Raw genomic sequence first — 21113 nt, forward strand, 5'->3', positions numbered from 1 at the left:
GAGGTTCGCCTCCGCAAGCCGGAGTGGCGCCGCGGGCACACTACTGGCGCGCGCAGACGAAGACGGTAGCCGTGCGCGCAGCTCCCGCTCGACGGCAGGCGGTCGTCCACCACGAGCATCGTCTGCCAGTGCAAGAGATCGTTGGCGCGCGCGTCCTCAGGATAACCTCGCCCCCCTCCGGGCGCCAGGTACTGGAGGAACTCGCTCCCGGGCCCGGCAGCAGCCTTCAAGGTGGTGATGCGCGGCCGGGCGCCGAGGGTGCGCACGGCGATTGCTGGCGCTCACTGGCTCGGCGACTGGGGGCGCGACGCGATGATCGCCCGCGCCGCCGCGAACATGCGCATCACTCCGAAGCACGGGGTGGTAAAGTAGGGCGGCGCGAGACTCTCGTACGAGAGATGGCGCATTGACGGAGAGCGAGGCGCTAGATTACCCGGGAGCACGTCGTGGCAGCGAAAACCAAGGCGCGAACCAAGACCAAAGCCAGGACCAAGACCAAGACCAAGACCAAGACCAAGACCAAAACCCAGACTAAACCGAAGGCGCAGGGCAAGGCCAAGACCCAGGCCAGGACCATCGACGAGTATCTGGCAGGTTTGAGCGCGGACAAGCGAGCGGCACTCGAGGACATCCGAAGAATCATCAAATCCGTGGCACCGAAGTCCACAGAGTCCATCAGCTACCAGATCGCCGCCTTCAAACTCAACGGCATGCTCGTCGGCTTCGGCGCGACGACGAACCACTGCGCCTTCTACGTGATGAGCCCGGCCACCATGGAGGCGTACAAGGACGAGCTCGCAGATTACGATACCAGCAAGGGCACCATCCGCTTTCAAGCGGACAAGCCGCTACCGACCACCCTGGTGCGGAAGTTGGTGAAGGCGCGGATCGCCGAGAATAGAAGTTGATGGCCTGCGAAACGCATCCGACGGTCGGTGCACCGGCGAAGTCCGGTGGCTGCAGCCAGACGGCTGCGTCGCAGTGTTAGACATCCTTGTCGTGTTCAGGAGTGGCGAAGTCATAGAAGACACGGAAGAGATTACCATCCAGATCTGCCGCCGTGAACTCGTGCAAGCCCCAGGATTTCGACTCCGGTGTGGACATCAATTGGGCGTTGCTGGCACTCCAAACGCGATAGAGCTCATCCACTGCCTCCTTGCTTTTCAGATTGAGCCAAGTCAACGTGGGTCCCACGTTGCCGTATTGCTTCCGATACTGCTGGTTCGCCAGGAACATCCGACAGTTGCCCTTCGAGATGCCTGCGAGCCCGAGCTCCTCACCACCCCAGTCCAGAGTGAAGCCCAGGTTGTTCTGGTAGTAGGCCACCGCCGTAGCGATATCCCTCACCGGGATCTCGGGAACCGGGCCTGGGAACCCCGATTTCATTTGCGCCTCCTCCCGACCGAGTTGACCTGCCCGAGATGACCGTTATCTCCGCCACAGAACTGACGCGCGCGCCCTAGACGCCACCGCACTCGACTGCGCAGACCGTCAGACACCGAACTGGACCAAGTGATGGTTGAGATGCTTCCAGCAGAGCCTCCCCCACTCCTCTGGCGAAAGCGGGCCAAACGCCGGGTGGACTGCATTCGCAGTTCCGTTGGCAACGCGGTCAACCAGTTCTACGCAGGCGGAGAGGTCTGCTTCCCATGAACTCGGGCGCGAAGTGAGCATCTCGGGAGCCGTTTGCACCTTGCCGCGGGGAGGTTTCAGGCCCGTGTTGACGACAAGGGACTTCACGAGAGGAGGAATGAATGCTTGTGCTTGGTCGGAAGATCGCCCAGCGCAATGCGCATCATGTCGGCGACGTGACAGAGCATCCTCGGAGCGTCGAGGCTCCCCCATGCCGGGCTTGTTTCCGGCCGGACTCGGCGCAGGCGCTCGAGTATCAAGCCACGGTGACTGCTACTCATCAAGGTCCCGATATCCACGGTTGTCTCCCTGGAAGTTTAACGCCGGCGCTCAGCCGCGCTGGCCGCTCCCTGCGGCCTCCCGTTGTCCGTTCGGCGACGCGGCCCGCGTCGGCTGCAGCCGCTTTGTCAGGCATGCGCCGGTGCCATGAACCTCAACTGGTTGCCATCGGGGTCTTTGATTGTCATGTTGCGAAACCCCAGGTCGTCGTTCGGAACCTGGGCCACAATGACAGCCCGCTCCCTGAACTCCGCGTGCCATGCGTCCACGTCCGGAATAATAAAGTGGACCAACCCACCGACTTGGCAATCGCCGCTGTGTTGAGACAAGTATATCTGCATGCCATCGCGGACGACAGACATGAACACCGGGAGGTTTGGCGCGAAGCGGTGCTCCCACTCGACGGTGAAGCCGAGACTCTCGACGTAGTAGGCCTTGCTCCGTTCGTAATCTGTTATCCGCAACGTGGGTATCACTCGCTGTGCTGGAAAAGTCATCCACTCCCTCCACCGTCGGCCGCAGGTCCTCACGACGCAAGATCGTCATGGTCCGACTGCATGCCATCGCGGCGCCACACGTCGAAGCTCGGGAAGAAGATCGCGATCGGCCAAGGGGCTCTCTCCGGAGGGTCCTGCGTCCACGTCAAGTGGACGTCGACGACACGGCCCGTGCCGTCGTCGATCGCGAACAGGACGTCGTCGCAGTCGTTGCGGCGTGCGAGTGCTCGCACGGGGAGTTCGTGTAGCTCATGGTCGGGACCGGCCTCACGACGCAGTACGCGCTCAAGCCCCGTCGCCTCCTCACCCGCAACTGGGCGCCACGGTTCAAGCCACTCCATGACTGGGTCTCTGCCTAACGCGTTTGCGACCGTCGTCCCTCGCACGGCCTCGGGTGTCGGCGGTACGGCGGGATCATGAGCATTGGAAGCGTACCACAGGAGTCCACGTGCGGAGCCGGGCGGATCCATGGACCGCGAGCAGCGGATAACTGACAACTTGGCAGGCCGTTACAGATGAGGGCCGCGCGCAAGGGCTATCGCCGCGCGGCGCCAAAGGGCAATATGCAGGAGTTCGCTCTCGTCGCTACCTTCTGCGCCGATCGGATCCGCGGCAGGAGCTCACTCTTCCAAGGTCATCTCGTGACCGCTCGGGAGCACATAATGAATACGTATTTGCATGGAAGTCGCAGGGGCCCTGCGCTGGTCGTGGCCCTGGCTTTGGTTGGAGTCCTCGCCGTCCCCAAGGCACCGTCTGCGCAAACCGCACCCTCCACCAAACCCAAGGCCGCACAATCCGCCGCGTCGCCCAAGACCACGGCCCCCCCACGCATCGAAAAAGATCTTCTCGGCCCGAAGGAGATTCCGGCGGAGGCCTATTACGGCGTGCAGACCGCCCGGGCGCTGGAGAACTTCCAGATCTCCGGTGTCCTGATCAACCACTACCCGGGGTTCGTCGAAGCGTGGGCCATGGTGAAGCTGGCTGCCGCCCGGGCCAACACCGACGTGGGCGCCATGAAAAAAGAGAGGTTGGCCGCCATCGAGAAGGCCTGCCAGGCGGTGCTGGACGGGAAGTATCACGATCAGTTCCTCGTCGATTGGTACCAGGGTGGCGCCGGTACTTCCACCAACATGAACGCCAACGAGGTCCTGGCCAACATCGCCCTCGAACTGAGCGGGCACAAGAAGGGTGAGTACCAGTACGTCGAGCCGCACGACGATCTGAACATGTCCCAGTCCACCAACGACTCCTACCCCACGGCGATCAAGGTCGCCTTCCTCCTGCGCAACGACAAGCTGATCCAGGAGCTGCAAAAACTGGTCGCTTCGTTCCGGATGAAAGGGGACGCGTTCTTGGAGATCGTGAAGATGGGACGCACGGAGATGCAAGACGCCGTGCCCATGACGGTCGGCCAGGAGTTCCATGCCTTCGCTGCCTCGCTGGAAGACGAAATCAAGTTGCTGCGTGACTCCGAGAAGTACTTGTATGCGGTCAACATGGGGGCGACGGCGATCGGCACCGCCATCAACGTCCCCAAGGGTTATCCGGAAAAGTGCGCAGCACACCTGGCCAAGCTCACCGGCAAGCCCATCGTGCCCGCCTCCGACATGATCGCGGCCACCTGGGATCAACAGGGGTTCGTGGTGTATTCGGCAGCGTTGAAGAGCCTCGCCATCAAGCTGTCGAAGATCTCCAGCGACCTGATCTTGCTCACCTCCGGGCCGCGGGCGGGTCTGTTCGAGATCAAGCTGCCGGCCATGCAGCCCGGCTCTTCCATCATGCCCGGCAAGGTGAATCCGGTCATGCCGGAGCTGATGAACATCGTCGCCTTTCGGGTGATGGGGAATGACTACAGCGTCACCCTCGCCGCCCACAGCGGGCAGCTCCAGCTCAACGCCTACGAGCCCCTGGAAGGCCTGGTGGTGATCGAATCGCAGGCACTGCTCTACAACGCCTCCATGGCTTTCCGCACCAAATGCATCGATGGCATCACGGTCAACGAGCAGGTGCTGGCTCACTACCTGGAAACCACGGTTGGCATCGTCACGGCGCTGAATCCTGTCCTCGGCTACGAGAAGGCCACCGAGCTGGCCGACGAGGCTTACAAGAGCGGCAAAGGCGTTCTCGAGATCATTCGAGAGAAGAAGATCCTGACCGAGCAGCAAATCAAGGAACTGCTCGATCCCGTCAAGCTGAGCGGTTTGGACAAGAGCAAGTACCCGAAGAAGTAATCGGAATTCGCCGGACGCGCAACAAACCGAGCGCCTCGCTTCGGAAAGGAGCCACCATGAGACGATCGTACGCCACTCGCGTTTTGTTCCTGATCCTCGCCTTCACCGTCTTCGCCCAGGAGGCGCTGGCCCAGGGCAAGAAACTCCCCAACGTCGTGATTCTGGCGACCGGCGGCACCATTGCCGGCGCCGCCGCCACCGGGACCCAAGCGGGCTACACGTCCGGTGCAGTCACCATCGATGCCATGATCACTGCCGTTCCGGGAATCAAGGATCTCGCCAACATCAAGGGAGAGCAGATTTCCAACGTCGGATCGCAAGACATGAGCTTCGCGATCATGCTCACGCTTGCCAAGAGGATCAACGAATTGCTGCCGACGAAGGATGTCGATGGCATCGTCATCACCCATGGCACGGACACGATGGAGGAGACGGCGTTCTTCCTCAACCTCGTGGTGAAGAGCGACAAGCCCGTGGTGTTGGTCGGCTCGATGCGCCCGTCCACGGCGGTCAGCGCCGACGGCCCGCTCAACCTCTACAACGCCGTCGGCGTCGCCTGCGATCCGAAGGCCAAGGGCCGCGGGGTGCTGGTGGTGATGAACGACTGGATCCACGGGGCACACTCCTTGACCAAGACGAGCACCACCGCCGTGCAAACGTTCATGTCGCCGCTGCGGGGACTCGTCGGCGTCGCCACCTACGGCAAGAACGATTTCTTCACGACGCCGGAGTGGAAGCACACGACCGGCAGCGAATTCGACGTCGCGAACGTGACCGCGATCCCGCGCGTGGATATCATTTTCGCATGTGCTGATATGTCCCCGGGCCTGATCGACGCGTGCGTCACCCAGGGCGCCAAGGGCATCGTCATCGCCGGCGTGGGCAATGGCAACATGAACCAGGCTTCGCTGGAGGCGGTGGCGCGCGCCGCGAAGAGTGGCGTGGTGGTCGTCCGCAGCAGCCGCGTGGCCACGGGGAGCGTCGGGCGCAACGTGGAGGTGAAGGACGATGAGCTGGGTCTCATCGCCTCGGACGAGCTGAATCCCCAGAAGGCGCGGATTCTCCTTTCCCTGGCGCTGCTGAAGAAACGTACGCCGCAGGAGATTCAGAATCTGTTCTACGCCTACTGAGCGGAGGAGGCTCGAGGGTGACGAAGGCGCCCAGGCGCAGGACGTGGACCCGGCTCCCGCCTGTGCCTGGGGGTCACGGAACGGGATGACGGTGCCATGATCTGGATCGAGTTGGCCATCCTCCTGGCTTGCATCCTCGTCGGTGCGCGCCTCGGCGGCATCGCCCTCGGCACCGTCGCAGGCATCGGGCTGGTGGTGTTCGTCTTCCTCTTCGGCCTCCCGCCCGGCGGGCCTCCGGAAGTCGTCATCGGGATGATCATCGCGGTCATTACCGCGCTCGCCACGATGCAAGCCGCCGGCGGGCTCGACTATCTGGTGACGCTCGCCGATCGGATCATGCGCCGGAAGCCGCAGTACATCACCTTCGTGGCGCCGGTCGTGACCTACGTTCTGATCTTCGCGTCGGGCACCACGCACGTCATTTACGCCCTGTTGCCCGTCATCGCCGAGGTCGCCCGCCGGGCGGACATCCGCCCGGAACGGCCCCTCTCCATCAGCGTCATCGCGGGATTCCAGGGTGTCATTGCCTCACCGATCTCGGCAGCGACGGTGGCGATGATTGGTTGTCTCGCAGAAAGAGACGTTTCGCTACCGCGGCTGCTGGCCGTCACGGTACCGTCCACGTTTCTCGCCGTGCTCGTCGGCGCCCTGTCGGTGGCGGGGCGCGGCGGGAAACTGAGCGAGGACGTGGAGTACCAAAGGCGTCTGGCCAGCGGCGAGGTGAAGCCGGCGGAGGCGTTGCCAGCGCTCCAGGGGCGGGCCTTGTTCCACGCTCGTGGCTCCACCCTGATGTTCCTGGCCGGGATCGTCGTCGTCGTGCTGATCGGCATGTTTCCGAACCTGCGCCCGGAGTATCTGGTCGGCGTGGGCGGTGCGACGGAGACCGATCAGGTGAGCATGGGCATGGCGATCATGATCGTCATGATCGCCATCGCTGGGCTGACGATGCTCCTGTTCAGGGCTTCTCCCGAGGCGGCTCTGAAGGGAACCATCATGCGCAGTGGGATCACGGCCGTGATTTGCATCGTGGGCGTATCCTGGCTGGGTTCCTCTTTCTTCGAGGGCAATCGCAGTTTCATCGTCGGTGGCGTGTCGGACGTCGTCCGGCACCACCCGTGGGCCTTCGCCGCTGGCCTTTTCCTGCTCTCGACGATGCTCTTCAGCGGCGCGGCGACGGTCGCGATCCTCGTGCCCGTCGGCGTCGCCCTGGGGATGCCGGCCGGGCAGCTGGTCGCCTTCTACCCGGCCGCCAACGCCGTCTTCTTCCTGCCGACGTACGGGACCTTGCTCGCCGCGGTCTCTTTCGATCAGACGGGGACGACGAGAATCGGCAAGTTCTTGCTCAACCACAGTTTCATGCTGCCTGGCCTGGTGACCACGGTGACCGCGATCGTCCTCGCCCTCCTGCTGAGCAGGGCTTTTCACCTTTAGGAGCTCGCCGGCTTCATGCCGAGCAGTCCGACAGCGCTTCGAGGAAGGCATCCATGCAGGCACCCACTCCCCTCGCCGTGCTGCTGACACTGGCTGCGATCCTGGTGCTGCCGGGGACCTCCCGCGCCCAGAGCTCCCCAGCGGCGCCTACCGATTCCACCCTCGAACACACCCTGGAGGCCGGCGAAGCCACGGTGGCCGCACCACGCCGCAAGCTCGTGCACTGGAACGAGTACGAGGGGCCGTTCTTCACCATCCGGGCCGGAGCCGGTTTCCTCTACGAGGGGGCGACCTATGTGCAGGATGACGAGAGCAAACAACAGTTCGACTTGGACCCCGACACCAAGGTGCGGGATTTCCGCTTCCTGCTCAAAGGCCGCTTCAAGTTCAAGCGGCCGGTGACCTGGACCGCCGGCATCATGTACGACGGCCCGACGGATTCGTGGCTCATGCGCGAGACGGGGATCATGGTCGCCGTACCGGAGCTGTGGGGACATCTGTTCATCGGCCGCACCAAGGAAGGGTTCTCGCTCAACAAAGTGATGACGGGATACGCCGGATGGACCATGGAGCGAGCCACGTTCAGCGACGCGACCGTCCCCATCCTCGGCGACGGGGTGAAGTGGCTCGGGTACGTTCCCTCCTGGCACTTGCTCTGGAATGCCGGGTACTACCTGGATTCGTACAATGCTCGTCAGGCGTTCTCGACCTACGACCACCAGGTGGTCCTGCGGATCGCGTGGTTGCCGCTCCTCTCGGAAAGCGACCGCACCCTGCTCCACCTCGGGGTGAATGGCCGCTTCGGCCACGTGGATGAAGACGAGCTGCAGCTCCGCTCGCGTCCGGAAGCGTTCCCCGCCCCCTACTTCGTGGATACCGGCAAGTTCTCCGCCTCCGCGACACGCATGGCTGGATGGGAGGCGTACTACCGCCGCGGCCCCTGGATGTTCGGCAGCGAGTACTGGTTCCAGGCTGTTTCCGCCCCGGCCAGCGGCGATCCCGTCTTTCACGGTGGCGACGTGGTCGCGACCTGGCTCATCACCGGCGAGACGCGTGCCTACAACACCGTGGGTGGTTACTTCAAGGCGGTCTCTCCGGCGAGGACGGTGTTCGAAGGCGGGCCCGGAGCGTGGGAGGCGGTGGCACGCTTCTCGTACATCGACCTCGACAGCGGCGTGCTGCGGGGCGGCAAGTTCTGGCGGTTCACGCCGATGGTCAACTGGCATCTCTCCGATCAGCTCAGGCTCGAGCTCGCCTACGGCTATGGAACTCTCGACCGCTTCGGCCTCCGGGGTGGCACGCACTTCTTCCAGAGCCGCATCCAAATGCACCTCTAGCCACCGAGGAGGCGACTCGGCGATCCCGCGCTGGTTTCCATTGCAGACTCCTTCCTCGCCCGGTCGGGTTTCACGAACGCGGGGTCAACCGGGCTCTCACCGCCTCCGGTACGGTCTTCAGGAGCACCTGGACGCACTCCTTCGGCGAGTCCGTGATCCAGCCGAAGCCGGTGTCCTCGGCGGAGATCGCACCTTCCTGCAACATGTCGAGCACCAGCTCCCGCAGATGGTTCCAGAAGGCCGAGCCCAAGAGAATCAGCGGAAAGGGTCCGATCTTCCGGCACTGGATGAGCGTCGCCGCCTCGAACATCTCGTCCAGCGTCCCGAAGCCCCCAGGCAGGCAGACGAAGGCGCACGAGTACTTGACGAGCATCACCTTGCGCGTGAAGAAATAGTGGAAGTTCACCACCTCGTCCACATAAGGATTCGGCGCCTGCTCGTGAGGGAGGATGATGTTCAGGCCGATGCTCTTCCCCCCGGCCTCCTTGGCGCCGCGGTTCGCCGCCTCCATCATCCCGGGCCCGCCGCCGGTGAGCACGGTGAACCCCGCCTTGGCCAGTTCGCGGCCTACCTCCGTGCCGAGTCGATAGTAGGGTGTCCCTTCCTTGAAGCGCGCGGAGCCGAACACCGTGACCGCCGGACCCAGGCGGTAGAGCCTCTTGAATCCGGTGGCGAACTCCTCGGTGATGCGCGCCAGGCGCTTCCGCTCGTTCGCCGGGGTGCGCGTGACGCCGAGGAAATCACTCTCGTGATCGGGCTTCGCGCCCTCAGGCAGCGGCGCCATCTCGTACGAGGGTGGTCCTCCCTGGCTCCAGTACTTCTTCCACATCTCCTCCCACTGGCTGGCACCGCGTCGTTGCGCCATGAGCACTGCTCCTTGCTGTGCTGCCGAGATCCATCACGGAGAGCCCAGGTTCAGGGCGAAGTTGTACCGCGCGGAAAACTGGATACGATAGTCGTCGGACGTGAAGTTGCCCTTGTTCTCCCGACGGCCCCACTGGAACTCGGCACCCATCATGACGTTGTGGACAGGGTAGTAGAGCAGGTTGCCGAGAGCGTACTGGCCGCGGCGGTAGGCGTCGTCGAGCTGGCCGCTGCTGTTGTCGGTGTCGACGAGCGAGTAGCCCGCGGAGGTGCTCCACCTGTCGTTCCAGTAGTGATCGATGAAGGCAACGATCCCTAGGATCTGCAGCGCCTTGCCGTCGATGTTCGCCCCGCTCCCCTCGACGCCGACATCCACCGTCGCGTCGTTCATGTAGTTCTGGACCCCCTCGCCGAAGACGACCTGCAGCCGCGCGACGTCGTTGGGATGGAGCCGCGTCAGCTTGATGTTTGAGCTCACGTTGATGCCCCAGCCGATCTCATCGCCGCTCGCATCTCTCGCGGTGACGCTGTCGTTCCAGGAGAAATAGCGGAGGATGCCGGCCACCTCGATGTAACCACGCTTCGTGGCGCGGCGGTACTCGGCCGAAAGATCGGGCATCGGGAAGCGAGCCTTGATGCCTAACGCTTCGATCTGCTGGCGATAGCTGCCCTGATCGGCGCTCGCGCCGGGGCGCTCGAGCGCGACGGTCATGCGTGTGTCGCCCTGGATCGGCATCCAGCGCGCCTGGACGTTGCGGAAGAACACCATGCCGTTGGGCCCCCAGTACTCGATCGAGTTGGGGAACACGTCGATGTCCATGAACGGACTCCAGGTTTGCCCGGCGCCGAAGTGACCCAGCTCGCCGTAGGCATGCCGCAGGCGAAACGTGGTCTGGCCGGCGTCGACGCCGACGCCGAAGAGCTCGAACTCGAAGGTGGTCTTGAGCTCACCGAGGCGGGTCGGCGTGAAAGTCTTGACCCCGAGCCGGCTCTGTCGGACCCCGGAGAACCAATGCCCGTCCTCGCCGAACTGATTGTCGAAGGCGGGCAGCTTGGTCGGTCGCATGACATCGAACCAGGCCGGATCGGACGACTTGAATTGGTAACCCATGTCGAGCATCGCGAAGCCGTACAGCTCGGCCCGCGTGCCCTTGTTCTGGGCGTAGACCGCCGACGCGGCGATCAGCAGCACGAGCAAAAACGCCAGCCGGGCCACGAGCGAAGGGCGGTCCGGAATCAGTTCGCGCATCTCTGCTTCCTCCTTCTAGGTGCTCCTTGCTTGCTCCTCGAGTACGTACGAAGCCGTCGCAACCCGGGGTCTACCTCCGCGAGGAACTCCGCAGCGGAAGCATACACAATCGGCTGGAAGTGTGCGGCGGTCGGCAGATTATTCGTGAGCGACCGTCACTCCGTCTCACAATTCCGGCAAGGTGTGTTTGCGGCCGGCGTTGACCTGCTCCAGGTACGAGAGGAGCGGGGCAAAGTAGTCCACCAGCGCTGCGGCGCTCAGGTCCTGGCCTGTGGTCTCGCGCAGCACTTCGCGCCAGTCGCGGCTCATGCCAGGGCGCATGATGCTGTCGAGGAAGCGGCCCACTTCCTGGCTGCCGAAGTAATTGGTGGCGTGAGGATCCTGCTTCAGGATCTGCCGGGCGATGTGATCGTGCAGCTGGAAGAGGAGCACGTTGGAGATGGCGTAATCGTAGTACTGCGCCGCGTCGTCGTTGATGTGCGTCTTCGAGGCGGCGTCGCAGAACTCCTCGCCACGTGGGGCGGGCGGCTGGATCCCCTGATAACGCCGCACCAGCTCCCACCAGCGCGCGTTGTACTGCTCCTTGGGCAGGTTCTCGGCATAGAGGGCATGTTCGAACCCGGTCATGACGCCGGCGGACCAGGGGATGAAGACGACGTAGTTGAGGGCCTCCCTGAGCAGCTGCTGCGTTTCGTCCACCTGCGCGTCGGCGGGCAAGAGCTCCAGGTGGGCCAGGAACGGCTTCTGCATCGCCGCCAGGCCGAGCAGGCTGCCCATGGCCTCGTGGTAGGCGCGATTGGCGCCCTCGCGGAGCAGGAGAGGCACCGCAGGGTTCGTGTAGGCGATGTAATAGTAGATGTGGCCGAACTCGTGGTGCGTGGTCTCGTACCATTCGGCGTTGGGCGCGATGCTCATCAAGCTGCGCACGTCCTGCTCGAGGTTCATGTGCCAGGCGGAGGCGTGGTTGTTCTTCTTGAACTCCGCCGCCGCAGGCAGCGGATAGAGGTCCGACTTCTCCCAGAAGCTTTGCGGCAGCGGCGGATAGCCCAGGCTGACATAGAAGCGCTCCGCCTGCTGCGGGAACCACTCGCGCGGCTTGTCCTTCAAGATGCCGTCCAGGTCGAGGCCTTCGACCGTGACCATGCCGGTCCAGTCCTGCCCCCAGCGGTTCGGCAACCAGTGCGCCGGCAGCAGGTCGGGGACCTCGTGGGCGCCGAAGCGCTTGGCCAGCTCGTAGCGCGCGTAGGTGTGAAGCTGCTGGTAGAGCGGCCGCACCTCGCGGTTGAGCTGCAGCATCAGATCCCGCATCTCCTGGGTGGACATGCCGTACTCCGAAACCTGGTAGGCGAAGTAGTCGGAGTACCCGAGCGGCCGCACCGTCTCGTTGCGCAAGTGCTGCAGCTTCTCCAGACCATCCTTGAGGCCGGAGCCCACTTCCTTGCTCTCTTCCCAGGCCTGGCGGAGGGCCGCTTCGTCGGTGCTGGTGTGGAGGATCTCGTCGATGTCGTTCGTCGACACCTTCTTGTCGCCGAGGCGGAACTCGTAACCGAAGAGCTTCTCCGTCTGTTCCGTTTCGGCCCGAATACGTTGCTTCACCAGATCGGCCACTGTCTGTGGGTTGTCGGCGGCGAGGTAGAGGACACGTTCCAGCTGGCGTACCAGGAGCGGTGTCAAGCGCTCGCGCTCGCCGAGGAGGCGGCGCGCCTGGCCGATGTTCTCGGCGCTGCCGGTGAAGGCGGCCAGCGCTTCGTTCGCCTGGCGCGTGGCGTAGGCGTTGGTGGTGTCCCCTTCGACGATGTGGGTGTTGGACCGCCACTCTGCCTGGGCCGAGGTGTAGTAGAGCTTCTGGTACTCGCTGCCATAGGCGTCGAGGAAGGCCTGGGCTTCCATCTTGGGATCGCCGCCCCGGCCACAGCCGGCGAGGAGGAGGAGGGGCAGGCATGACACGGTCCTCTTCATCGCGTTCTCCCATCGTCGAAGGCGACGTGGTCGGGCCGGAGCTGCAGGGGATCTGCCACCGGGTCGTGCCGGCCTGGAGCTCAGTCAAGGCGCGGCAAAGTATCGGCCGGCGGCGTCGGACTGGGCAAGGGGAGGGGCGAGGGGCAGCCGGAAACCTCGACGCCGACGGTCACGGCGCCGGGGCGGAGGCTGCGGCCAGCCGGGCGCAGCCGCGGACGCGCCGGTGGGCGGCACGGCGGCCGCGGCGGTCGGTTTTTCAGAGGACTCGTTCAGGCCTCAGTAAAGGCCTTCACGACATCGTTCGCCTGGAGACCCTTGGGTCCTTCCTGGAGATCGAACTCCACGTTTTGGCCATCGATCAGCGTGCGGTAGCCTTCCCCATGGATCGCAGAGTAGTGCACGAAGACTTCGCTGCCATCGTCCAGGGTGATGAAACCGTAACCTTTGACATCGCTGAACCACTTCACCTTGCCCACCTTGCGCATGGCGGAACCTCCCACATGCAAAGGACGCTGCTGGAGGATCGCAAGGCGATCCACGGCTTGTTGAACCAAACGAACGACGGCGGAGTGCAAGGTGCGTTTCGTGTTTCTCGGGATGGGGCGCAGACTAACGGAGTCTTCCCGCAGCTGTCAAGGAAGGCGGCCGACGGGTGGAGCAGTAACCGTTGCAGTAGCGGAATTGTCCCGTGCTCGCAACATTGCGATCGCCGCGGCGAGCACGTCCTCGAGACCGGCGTCCGCGACCTTTCCCGTGGCGGAGCGGACACAGCGGACCGCACGTCCTGCAGGTGACCATCTTTTCGGGTCAGTGGGGCCGAAGATGGCGACGGTGGGGGTGCCACAGGCCGCCGCCACGTGCGCCATGCCGGTGTCATTACCAAGAAAGAGGTCGGCGCCGCTCAGGAGGCCGAGCGTCGCGGTGAGGGAAGCGCGCCAGCGCACCGCTGCGGGGCAGAGGCCCAAGAACTCCGCCACCGCCGCCGCGTCCCGCGGCCCCTCGCTCGCCAGGATCCGGGCCCTTTCCTGGCTCGCGAGCAGCTGCGCTACCTGAGCGAACCGCTCTACGGGCCAGACGTTCGCTTTTTTCCCCGCTCCGGGATGCACGACGACGAGAGGCCCGAAGTGATCCGGAAATTTTCTGTCGACGAACTCCTTCGCCTCTCGCTGAGCCTCGGGGAGTGGTACGAGCTCGGGGATACCCCCCGCCCCCTGGATCCCGAGAGCTCGAAGCGGCGCGGCATTGTGCTCCACCTCGTGGGCCTCGGGCGGGCCGAGAGGGAGCTCCAAATGATAGAGCGCCTGGGAAAGCTCGCTGCCGAAGTGCCGGCTCGACACGCCGGCGCGGAAGCGGGCTCCGCTCCACCAAGCGAGGAGCGCGCTCGTGGTGGAGAAGGACACGGTGCCGAGGACGATGGCCAGGTCCGGGCGCGGTCGGCGCAAAGCCACCAAGAAACGGGCCCACTTCCAGGGCCGGACCTCCTCTTTCTCGAAGACGAGAAGGCGGTCGATCTCCGGGAATCCACGGAGAAGTTCTTCGGACAGGGGGTTCGTCAAGTACACCAGCCGCGCTCGGGGATACGCCTGGCGGAGCAAGCGCAGCGCCGGCAAGGTCAGCACCGTATCGCCCATCTGATTGTGGGGACGAAGGACGAGGAGGTGCCGGACAGCGTCGGCCTGTGGGAGCGGAGTGGGGCGCGGGCGCACGGTGCGGACGAGCACGCGGGTCCACCAGCGTTTGCTGGCGCGCTCGAGCCGTCGCCCGAGCGTCCGGGGCCGGGCGGGAGTGCTCGAGGCCGGAGGGGCGCTCATGGGCGGCGGCTCCGGGACCCTCCCTCGCTCGTGGGGGTCATGGGTTCAGGCTTGCCCTGCTGACGAGCGTGGATGCGCGCCAGCATGCTTTCCAGGAAGTGGATCTCGTTGGGGTTGGTCGCCATCTTGCGGCAGACCATGGCCTCGTCGATGGCTTCCTGATGGCGGTTCCCGTTGTAGAGGGCCATCATGCGGGCCCGATGCGTCTCGTAATCGTCGGGCGCGAGGGTCAAGGCGTGGTCGGCGGTTTGCACGGCTTCGTCGAAACGCCCGGCCCCGACGAGCAGGCTCGCCTTCGTCGACCACAGAACGACGGATTGCGGGTAGCGCGTCAGAGGTCCTTCCAGATACTCGAGGCCTTCCTGGGAGCGACCGGATCTCCAATACGCTTTCGCCACCAGGACATGGGCCGAGATCATCGTGTCCTGCGCCGCCGCGGCGGCCTTGGCCAGGATGAGAGCATCCGGCATGAACTTGCGCCGGAAGTAGATCTGCGCTGCATCCCGCAGGTTTTCCGGTGCCCGCCCGCACAAGCGCAGGAAGTTCTGCAAGCAGCTGTCCGCTGCTGTGGGTCGCTTCAAGTACCCGAGCTGGAGGTCGAGGAGGCTCAAGTGCAGCACGGGCCGCGTCGGGTGCGCCTCGAGGGCAGCGCGGAGGGCATCCCCCGCCGGACCGGTGTGGCCGAGGTAGATCTCGATCAGCGCCACCTGGAAGAGCTCTTCCGCACGCACCTCGTTGGCATCGGGGCCGCAGAAGGTGGCGGCCTTCATGAAAGCGTCGCGGGCCTCTTCCCAGCGCTCCAACCGGCGGTACAGCAGGCCCAAGTTGTGGTGCACCCCGACGTTCATGCCCGAGCCCTTGGCCCCGGTAGGAATCATCTCCCGTGCCTGCAGCAGCAGCTTCTCGGCGCGGTCGTATTCGAAGAGGTCGTAGGCCGCGCGCGCTTCCGCCAAGACGCGTTCGGCGCGCTTCTTGGGGGTGTCGCGGAGGACGAACCACCAGATCCCGCCGCCGACGCCGAGCAGGAGCAAGAGGGGCACGAGCCAAAGGAGCATGGAGCGGCGGCGGCCCGGGCTCAAGGTCGCCGCTTCCGCCCCTGCGAGGGCTGGCTCGGCGGCTCCCGCCATCGGCGGGGGGACCTCGGACCCCGGGACCGGCTTCGACTGCGGCTTGTCGTCGGTCACGCGTTCCTTTCCTTCCGGCGAGGCGCGCCACCGCGCGACTCGGCCAACGCATCTTGTCGCAACTCCGCCAAGATCGCCAGGTAGCTGCGATGGCGGCCGGCGTCGACGCGCCCTGCTGCCACCGCCTCCTTCACGGCGCAATGCGGCTCGTGATCGTGGGTGCAGCTGGCGAAGCGGCAGTGCTCCTGGAGCTCCCGAATCTCCGGGAAGAGAGGCCCCAGTTCCTCGGGTTGCAAGCCCCACAAGCTGAACTCGCGCACCCCTGGCGTGTCGGCGAGGAGGGCGCCGAAGTCGGTGCGGTGCAGATCCACCCGTGTCGTCGTGTGCCGGCCCTGTCCGGACTTCTCGCTCACCATCCCGGTGCGCAACGACAACCCGGGCTGCAACGCCGAGATCAAGTGGCTCTTGCCGGCGCCCGAGGGACCCATGAAAGCGCTCACGTGTCCGCGCAGAGCCTCGCGGAGCGCTTCGATGCCAGCGCCGCTCGTGGTCGAAGTCAACAACATCGGGTAGCCCGCCTTTTCGTACACCGCGCGCTCGACATCGCCTTCGCCCGGGTCGGCCAGGTCGATCTTGTGCAGACAGAGGAGCGCCGCGATCCGGTTGCGTTCGGCCGTGCACAGCAGGCGGTCGAGAAGGCCGCGGTCGAAGGTGGGGTGACGCACCGAGACCACCACCACGAGCCGATCCAGGTTGGCCACGACGACGTGCTTCGCACCGGCGCGCACCCGCGCGATCTCGGTGCGGCGGGGGCGCACCGCCTCGATGATACCGCTCTTGCCCCCGGACCGTTCCAGAAGCAGCCACTCCACCACGTCGCCGGGAACGGGGAAAACGGGCCACGAGGTTTCCGGACGCCGCAGTCGCCGCCGGGCACGACAGGAGGTGACGCCGCCGTCCGCTCCCAGGACGTCGTAGAGGCCGGAATGGGCGGTGAGGACTCTGCCTTCGTTGGGACTCATGGCGCTCCCCTTAGGGACACGATACTCGATGCGGCCCCGTCGCCTGGGGCGGTTGTCCCGCCCTGTGCGGCATGCTAAGCTGCGGCGAGAAGTGAGAACACTGCTTCCCGCGACAGTCCACGCTGGAGAGTTCATGAAGGTCGAAGACCTCCTGAGCTTCTTCGATCCCAAACTCTGCATCTTCGAGCTCCGGGCGCAGACGAAGGACGAGGTTCTCGAGGAGATCGTCGATCTCATCGCGCCGGAACGGGACAGCACCAACCGTCAGATCATCCTCGATATGCTGCGCAACCGCGAGGCCTTGGGCAGCACCGCCGTGGGCAAAGGCATCGCCTTCCCCCACGGGCGCTCGCTCGCCGTCTCGCGCCTCATGGCGATCTTCGCGCGCTCGCGCCACGGAGTGCCCTTCGAGTCCACCGACGGCGAGCCCACCCACCTCTTCTTCGCCTTGCTGGCACCGCCCCAAGATCGCTCGAACCAGTACCTGCCCGCGCTGGGGAAGATCATCGAGATCGTCCGGGACGACAACGTGCGCGACCGGCTCATGCAGGTGACGAACTTCGACGAGTTCGCCGCCGTCCTCCGGGAGGGCAAGACGCCGTGATGAGTCAGCAGGAGCAGCTGCTGGTCGCCCTTCAGGATCTCGACTTGATGCTGAAGGAGACCGAGGATTCCAAGGAAGAGCTGGCGCGCCTCGGTTTCGACGTGAGCGGACTGGAGGAGCTGCGCAAGGCGCGCGCCCAGCTCCTGGGGCGGATCGACCTCGCCCACGTGGTGCACTACGAGAAGATCCTGAGGCGGTATGGCCGCGCCATCACCCCGGTCACCGGCGACCGTTGTCTGGGGTGCTTCGCCAAGCTCCCCACCTCGGTCCGTTCCTCGCTGCACGAAGGCAAGGTGCGCACCTGCCAGAGCTGCGGCCGCATCCTCTACTTCCCCGAGTGACCCCCGCTTCTTGACAACGTGGCGCCGCCGCTTATCTTGACAAGCAGAGGTTCGAGCGCCATCCCCGAAAGTTGCCTGCCATCCTGCACCGCGTCCGTCATGGGACGCGCCGACGAAGAGTCTGCCTGCACCCAGCCGACGAATGACCTGCGAGCCCCGCCTGGTTGCGCCGCGCGCGCGCGGTGGTATGCGGTGGCTCGCCCCCGGGGCGGGTGCCGACCCGTCACCTGTCGCCCGCCCCGGACCCAGTGTGCGGAAGGGGGGAGCCGGGATCCGGTCGCTCTCCGCCACCGGACCCGGAAAAGACGCGCGGCGGGGGCTCCCCGCCCCCGCCGCACGTCGCAGACTTTCTCTGCGTGTCCGTAATTCTCCTGAAGTTCCCTGCCGCGCCTCGCCCTCGGGTCTGCTCTTCTTGCTCTTCTAATGTTGCGCCAGAGAATGCTGTTCAGAGCTTGACCAGGCCCACCACTTCCTTCACCCGCGCGAAGGAGCGGTCGAGGGCTCCCTTTTCCTGCGGCTCGAGGGGGACTTCGATGACCCGCTCGACGCCGCCAGCGCCGATGATGGCGGGGACGCCGAAGTAGTAGCCGTCGATGCCGTATTCGCCCTCCAGATAAGCGGCGCAGGGCAGGACGCGTTTCCGGTCCTTGAGGTAGGCCTCGGCCATCTCGATCGCCGCCGCCGCCGGCGACACCCAGGCGCTCGTCTTCAGCAAGTTCACGACTTCCCCGCCCGCTAGCTGCGTGCGCTTGACGATAGCGTCGAGCTTCTGGGGCGAGAGGAAGTGGGTGATCGGCATACCCGCGACGGTGCAGAAACGCAAGATGGGCACCATGTCGTCCCCATGACCGCCGAGCACCATGGCGGTGATGTCTTCCACGGAGACGCCGATCTCCATGGCCGCGAAGGTGCGGAAGCGCGTCGAGTCGAGCACTCCCGCCATGCCGACGACGCGGTTCTTCGGGAAGCCGGTCACCTTCTTCATCACGTACACCATGGCGTCCAGGGGGTTGGTGATGACGATGACGAAGGACTGCGGGCACATCTCGCGGACGTTCTCGGCGATGCCCTTCATGATCCCGGTGTTGACGCTCACCAGGTCGTCGCGGCTCATGCCGGGCTTGCGCGGCAAGCCGGCAGTGACGATGACGACGTCGGCGCCGCGGGTCTCCTCGTAACCGTTCGAGCCGGTGAAGCTGACGTCGGTGCCGTCGAGCGGACGCGCTGCGAGCAGGTCGAGCGCCTTCCCCTGCGGTACGCCCTCGACGATGTCGACCAGGACGACGTCGCCGAGCTCCTTGAGCGCTGCCAGGTGGGCCAGGGTCCCGCCGATGGCCCCGGCGCCGATGAGGGCGATCTTCGCGCGTGCCAAACCAAGCTCCCTTCTGCGTGCCGGTGCGCGCCGCGGCGGTCGAGCAGCGAGCGCGACGAGGGCTTCGTAACCGGAGCTTGTGGCGAGGGCCCGGAGGGCGTCAAGGGGAGTCGGGGGCAACAGGTGAGGTGCCGGAGGCGTCGAGAGCGCGCAGATGTTCGCGCGCCGGCGCGAAGCCCGGGTCGACCCGCAACGCCCGCTCCCACGTCGCCCGCGCCTCGGCGGGGCGACCGCGTTGCACGAGCACTGTCCCGAGCGCGTCCAGGAAGCGGGTTTCCACCGGAGCGCCCTCCACGAGAGCGCGAAGCATGCTCTCGGCCCGCTCCAGGTCCTGGGGCTGGCCGCGCTCGCTCCGGTAGAGCGCGAGGTTGAGAGCCACATCCGGTCGGCGGGGCAGCCCGACGAGAGCCGCTTCTTGCCAGCGGATGGCGCCGTCGAGATCGCCCCAAGCGTAGACGCGCTCCGCCATCTGCGCGCTCTCCCAACCTGTCGCTGTCGGCGGTGGCTGCGCTGCCACCCGGGTGAGTGCCGCCGCGGCAGCGAGGCCGAGGCCCGCGAGAGCGAGTCGCGACCAGCGCCGCGAGGTGGCGAGCGAGGCGAGCGCAGCGGCGCCGCAGCCGGCGAGGATGGCAAGATACGGCAGGGCCACGAGTCGATGACGTGCAGTGACGAAGAAGAGAACACACGGGAGGAGTGTCGCGACGGCGAAATGGAGGACGAGAGCAGTGCCGGCGCTGCGGCGCGCCTGCCAGATCCCGAGCGCCGCGAGCGGCAGGATCCAGGTGAGGTCGACGGGGAAGAAGCGCAGCGCCATGAGCCGGGCGCGGTGGAAAGAATAGCTCTCGAGCTGCGCGATCTCGCGGCCCTGCAGGGTGAGTGCGGCGCGGCGGCAGAGGAGCGCGAGAAAAGCGCCGGGCTCTTTCCGGATCCATTCCCGGGCGCGGGCGAACCACAGCTTCGAGTCGGCGGCGGTGGCGGTTCCCGCCAGAGCCTCGATGGTGAGGGGCCGCGGTGCCACGGCGGTGGGCAAGGTGGCGCCTTCGGGCAGCACGTTCGGGCTGGTGAAGAAGTGCACGCCCGAGGGCTCGTGGAACCGTCCCTTGGCGCGAGGGAAGTTGCCGGCGTAGAAGTTCACCCCGGCGTTGGTGGTCACCACGAAGCCCCCGCCGAGTTGGTGATTGCGGAGCACGACAGGGGCGACGACAGCGCCCCACAGGACGGCGCAGCAGAGGAGGCGCCGCCACCGTTGCGGGCCGCGGGCGAGCGCGGCGGCGACGACCGGAGCGACGAGAAACGCGGTAGCGCGAGCGAGCGTGGCGAGACCGAGGAGAGCACCGGCGAAGGCAGCCCAGGCGCTCGGGCCCATCCTCCCGCTCGAGCCACGGTTCGGTTGCGCCTCACCTCTCGGACGCGCCTGATCTCTCCCACCTCGCGCCCGCTCCTCTCGCGCCGGCAGTAGGAGCGCCGCCGAGGCACCGAGGAGAAGCGTCAGCAGGAGCGGTTCGAGGACGAGAAGCCCTTCGTGGAACACGAGACATCCATGCAGGGCGAAGAGACCTGCCGCCGCGTATCCCGCGACGCGTCCCCCGAGACGGCGAGCGACGACGAGCACGAGCCCCACGTCCAAGACGCCGAGGAGCGATTGGAAGACACGGGCCACGAAGGGATCGGCGCCGAACACGCGATAGAGCCAAGAGAGCACGTGCGGGTAGAGCGGCCCGAGGAAGTACGGGCCCTGGAAATCGCCGCGGCCCTCGGCGAGCGAGCGCGCCCAGGTGTGGTAGAACGCCTCGTCCAGATAGGGAACGCGGAAGACCGGATCATCCCGTGTCGCCCACACGCAAAGGGCACGAAGCAAGCCGGCAGCGGCGACGCAAGCGAGGGCTCCACGTTCCCTTTGCAACCAGCCCCTCACGCGCAATCTCCTTCGTCCGGTGTCCACGCGTTACCAGACAGGAAGCGTTTTTCCAGGCATTTCCTTCCAGGCATTGAGACGTGATGCCACCATCTTCACGTAGAACGGCGCTGATCGAAACATGACCACCTCACTTGGCGGTCGGCGTCGCGCCGGATTATGATCCGAGCACCACTCCGCTGGAAACGTGGAGCTGGGCCTGGGCCGGATCGGTGTTCTCCCTCGGCGACTGCGGCGTGAAGCGCATCGAAGCTGGGCAGCAAAGCCGATGAAGGGCTTGGGTATGCGCCGGACACGCTTCCACAAGTGTCTCTC

The 21113-nt window shown here is 65.5% G+C and carries 19 protein-coding genes; 7 read left to right on the top strand and 12 right to left on the bottom strand.

The window, feature by feature from the left end:
- The first annotated feature begins 446 nt into the window (after nucleotides 1-446).
- Nucleotides 447-908: a DUF1801 domain-containing protein gene (locus tag VFE28_12815; GenBank protein HZM16875.1), complete on the top strand. Its 462-nt coding sequence runs from the start codon at nucleotides 447-449 to the stop codon at nucleotides 906-908.
- Nucleotides 909-984: 76 nt separating this feature from the next.
- Here the strand turns inward: VFE28_12815 and VFE28_12820 are convergent, their stop codons facing one another.
- The 3 genes from VFE28_12820 to VFE28_12830 all read right to left on the bottom strand — a co-directional run bounded on the left by VFE28_12820 (nucleotide 985) and on the right by VFE28_12830 (nucleotide 2641).
- Nucleotides 985-1386, bottom strand: coding sequence for a VOC family protein (locus VFE28_12820; GenBank protein HZM16876.1), 402 nt, complete (start codon nucleotides 1384-1386; stop codon nucleotides 985-987).
- A 653-nt stretch (nucleotides 1387-2039) separates the two neighbouring features.
- Nucleotides 2040-2408 (bottom strand): glyoxalase superfamily protein, encoded by a 369-nt coding sequence (locus VFE28_12825; GenBank protein ID HZM16877.1) that lies wholly within the window; start codon nucleotides 2406-2408, stop codon nucleotides 2040-2042.
- 29 nt (nucleotides 2409-2437) lie between these two features.
- Nucleotides 2438-2641 carry a hypothetical protein gene (locus VFE28_12830; protein ID HZM16878.1) on the bottom strand — a complete coding sequence of 68 codons (204 nt, stop codon included), beginning with the start codon at nucleotides 2639-2641 and terminating at the stop codon, nucleotides 2438-2440.
- Nucleotides 2642-2923: 282 nt separating this feature from the next.
- Here VFE28_12830 and VFE28_12835 point away from each other — a divergent pair, with 282 nt between their 5' ends.
- From VFE28_12835 to VFE28_12850, 4 genes are all read left to right on the top strand, one after another.
- Nucleotides 2924-4639, top strand: a complete 1716-nt coding sequence (locus VFE28_12835; protein ID HZM16879.1) for an aspartate ammonia-lyase — start codon at nucleotides 2924-2926, stop codon at nucleotides 4637-4639.
- 56 nt (nucleotides 4640-4695) lie between these two features.
- Entirely contained in the window at nucleotides 4696-5769 is a 1074-nt protein-coding gene (locus VFE28_12840; protein HZM16880.1) for a type II asparaginase, read from the top strand.
- A 96-nt stretch (nucleotides 5770-5865) separates the two neighbouring features.
- The gene (locus VFE28_12845; protein ID HZM16881.1) at nucleotides 5866-7200 is read left to right on the top strand and encodes an anaerobic C4-dicarboxylate transporter; all 1335 of its coding nucleotides are present in this window, start codon (nucleotides 5866-5868) and stop codon (nucleotides 7198-7200) included.
- A 53-nt stretch (nucleotides 7201-7253) separates the two neighbouring features.
- Complete coding sequence (locus VFE28_12850; protein HZM16882.1) at nucleotides 7254-8537, top strand: porin; 1284 nt, start codon at nucleotides 7254-7256, stop codon at nucleotides 8535-8537.
- Between the two features lie 70 nt (nucleotides 8538-8607).
- Here VFE28_12850 and VFE28_12855 read toward each other — a convergent pair whose 3' ends face one another.
- The 7 genes from VFE28_12855 to rsgA all read right to left on the bottom strand — a co-directional run bounded on the left by VFE28_12855 (nucleotide 8608) and on the right by rsgA (nucleotide 16566).
- Nucleotides 8608-9402, bottom strand: a complete 795-nt coding sequence (locus VFE28_12855) for a TIGR00730 family Rossman fold protein (GenBank protein HZM16883.1) — start codon at nucleotides 9400-9402, stop codon at nucleotides 8608-8610.
- A 33-nt stretch (nucleotides 9403-9435) separates the two neighbouring features.
- Nucleotides 9436-10650, bottom strand: coding sequence for a DcaP family trimeric outer membrane transporter (locus VFE28_12860; GenBank protein HZM16884.1), 1215 nt, complete (start codon nucleotides 10648-10650; stop codon nucleotides 9436-9438).
- A gap of 165 nt (nucleotides 10651-10815) precedes the next feature.
- Entirely contained in the window at nucleotides 10816-12609 is a 1794-nt protein-coding gene (locus VFE28_12865; GenBank protein HZM16885.1) for a M2 family metallopeptidase, read from the bottom strand.
- Nucleotides 12610-12878: 269 nt separating this feature from the next.
- Nucleotides 12879-13094, bottom strand: a complete 216-nt coding sequence (locus VFE28_12870; GenBank protein HZM16886.1) for a cold-shock protein — start codon at nucleotides 13092-13094, stop codon at nucleotides 12879-12881.
- A gap of 147 nt (nucleotides 13095-13241) precedes the next feature.
- A complete protein-coding gene (locus VFE28_12875) occupies nucleotides 13242-14420 on the bottom strand; it encodes a glycosyltransferase family 9 protein (GenBank protein HZM16887.1) in 1179 nt (392 codons plus the stop codon).
- The gene (locus VFE28_12880) at nucleotides 14417-15604 is read right to left on the bottom strand and encodes a tetratricopeptide repeat protein (GenBank protein ID HZM16888.1); all 1188 of its coding nucleotides are present in this window, start codon (nucleotides 15602-15604) and stop codon (nucleotides 14417-14419) included. The genes VFE28_12875 and VFE28_12880 overlap by 4 nt, the downstream gene beginning before the upstream one ends.
- Nucleotides 15601-16566, bottom strand: a complete 966-nt coding sequence (gene rsgA / locus VFE28_12885) for a ribosome small subunit-dependent GTPase A (GenBank protein HZM16889.1) — start codon at nucleotides 16564-16566, stop codon at nucleotides 15601-15603. Before rsgA ends, VFE28_12880 begins: the two co-directional genes overlap by 4 nt.
- Before the next feature lie 133 nt (nucleotides 16567-16699).
- Here rsgA and VFE28_12890 point away from each other — a divergent pair, with 133 nt between their 5' ends.
- Complete coding sequence (locus VFE28_12890; protein HZM16890.1) at nucleotides 16700-17170, top strand: PTS sugar transporter subunit IIA; 471 nt, start codon at nucleotides 16700-16702, stop codon at nucleotides 17168-17170.
- Entirely contained in the window at nucleotides 17167-17511 is a 345-nt protein-coding gene (locus tag VFE28_12895; protein ID HZM16891.1) for a C4-type zinc ribbon domain-containing protein, read from the top strand. The genes VFE28_12890 and VFE28_12895 overlap by 4 nt, the downstream gene beginning before the upstream one ends.
- Nucleotides 17512-17956: 445 nt before the next feature.
- Here the strand turns inward: VFE28_12895 and mdh are convergent, their stop codons facing one another.
- Nucleotides 17957-18883, bottom strand: coding sequence for a malate dehydrogenase (mdh, locus tag VFE28_12900; protein HZM16892.1), 927 nt, complete (start codon nucleotides 18881-18883; stop codon nucleotides 17957-17959).
- Between the two features lie 100 nt (nucleotides 18884-18983).
- A complete protein-coding gene (locus VFE28_12905; protein HZM16893.1) occupies nucleotides 18984-20798 on the bottom strand; it encodes a hypothetical protein in 1815 nt (604 codons plus the stop codon).
- Nucleotides 20799-21113 lie beyond the last annotated feature (315 nt).

The sequence above is a fragment of the Candidatus Krumholzibacteriia bacterium genome, assembly GCA_035649275.1.
In the GTDB taxonomy this organism is placed as follows: Bacteria; Krumholzibacteriota; Krumholzibacteriia.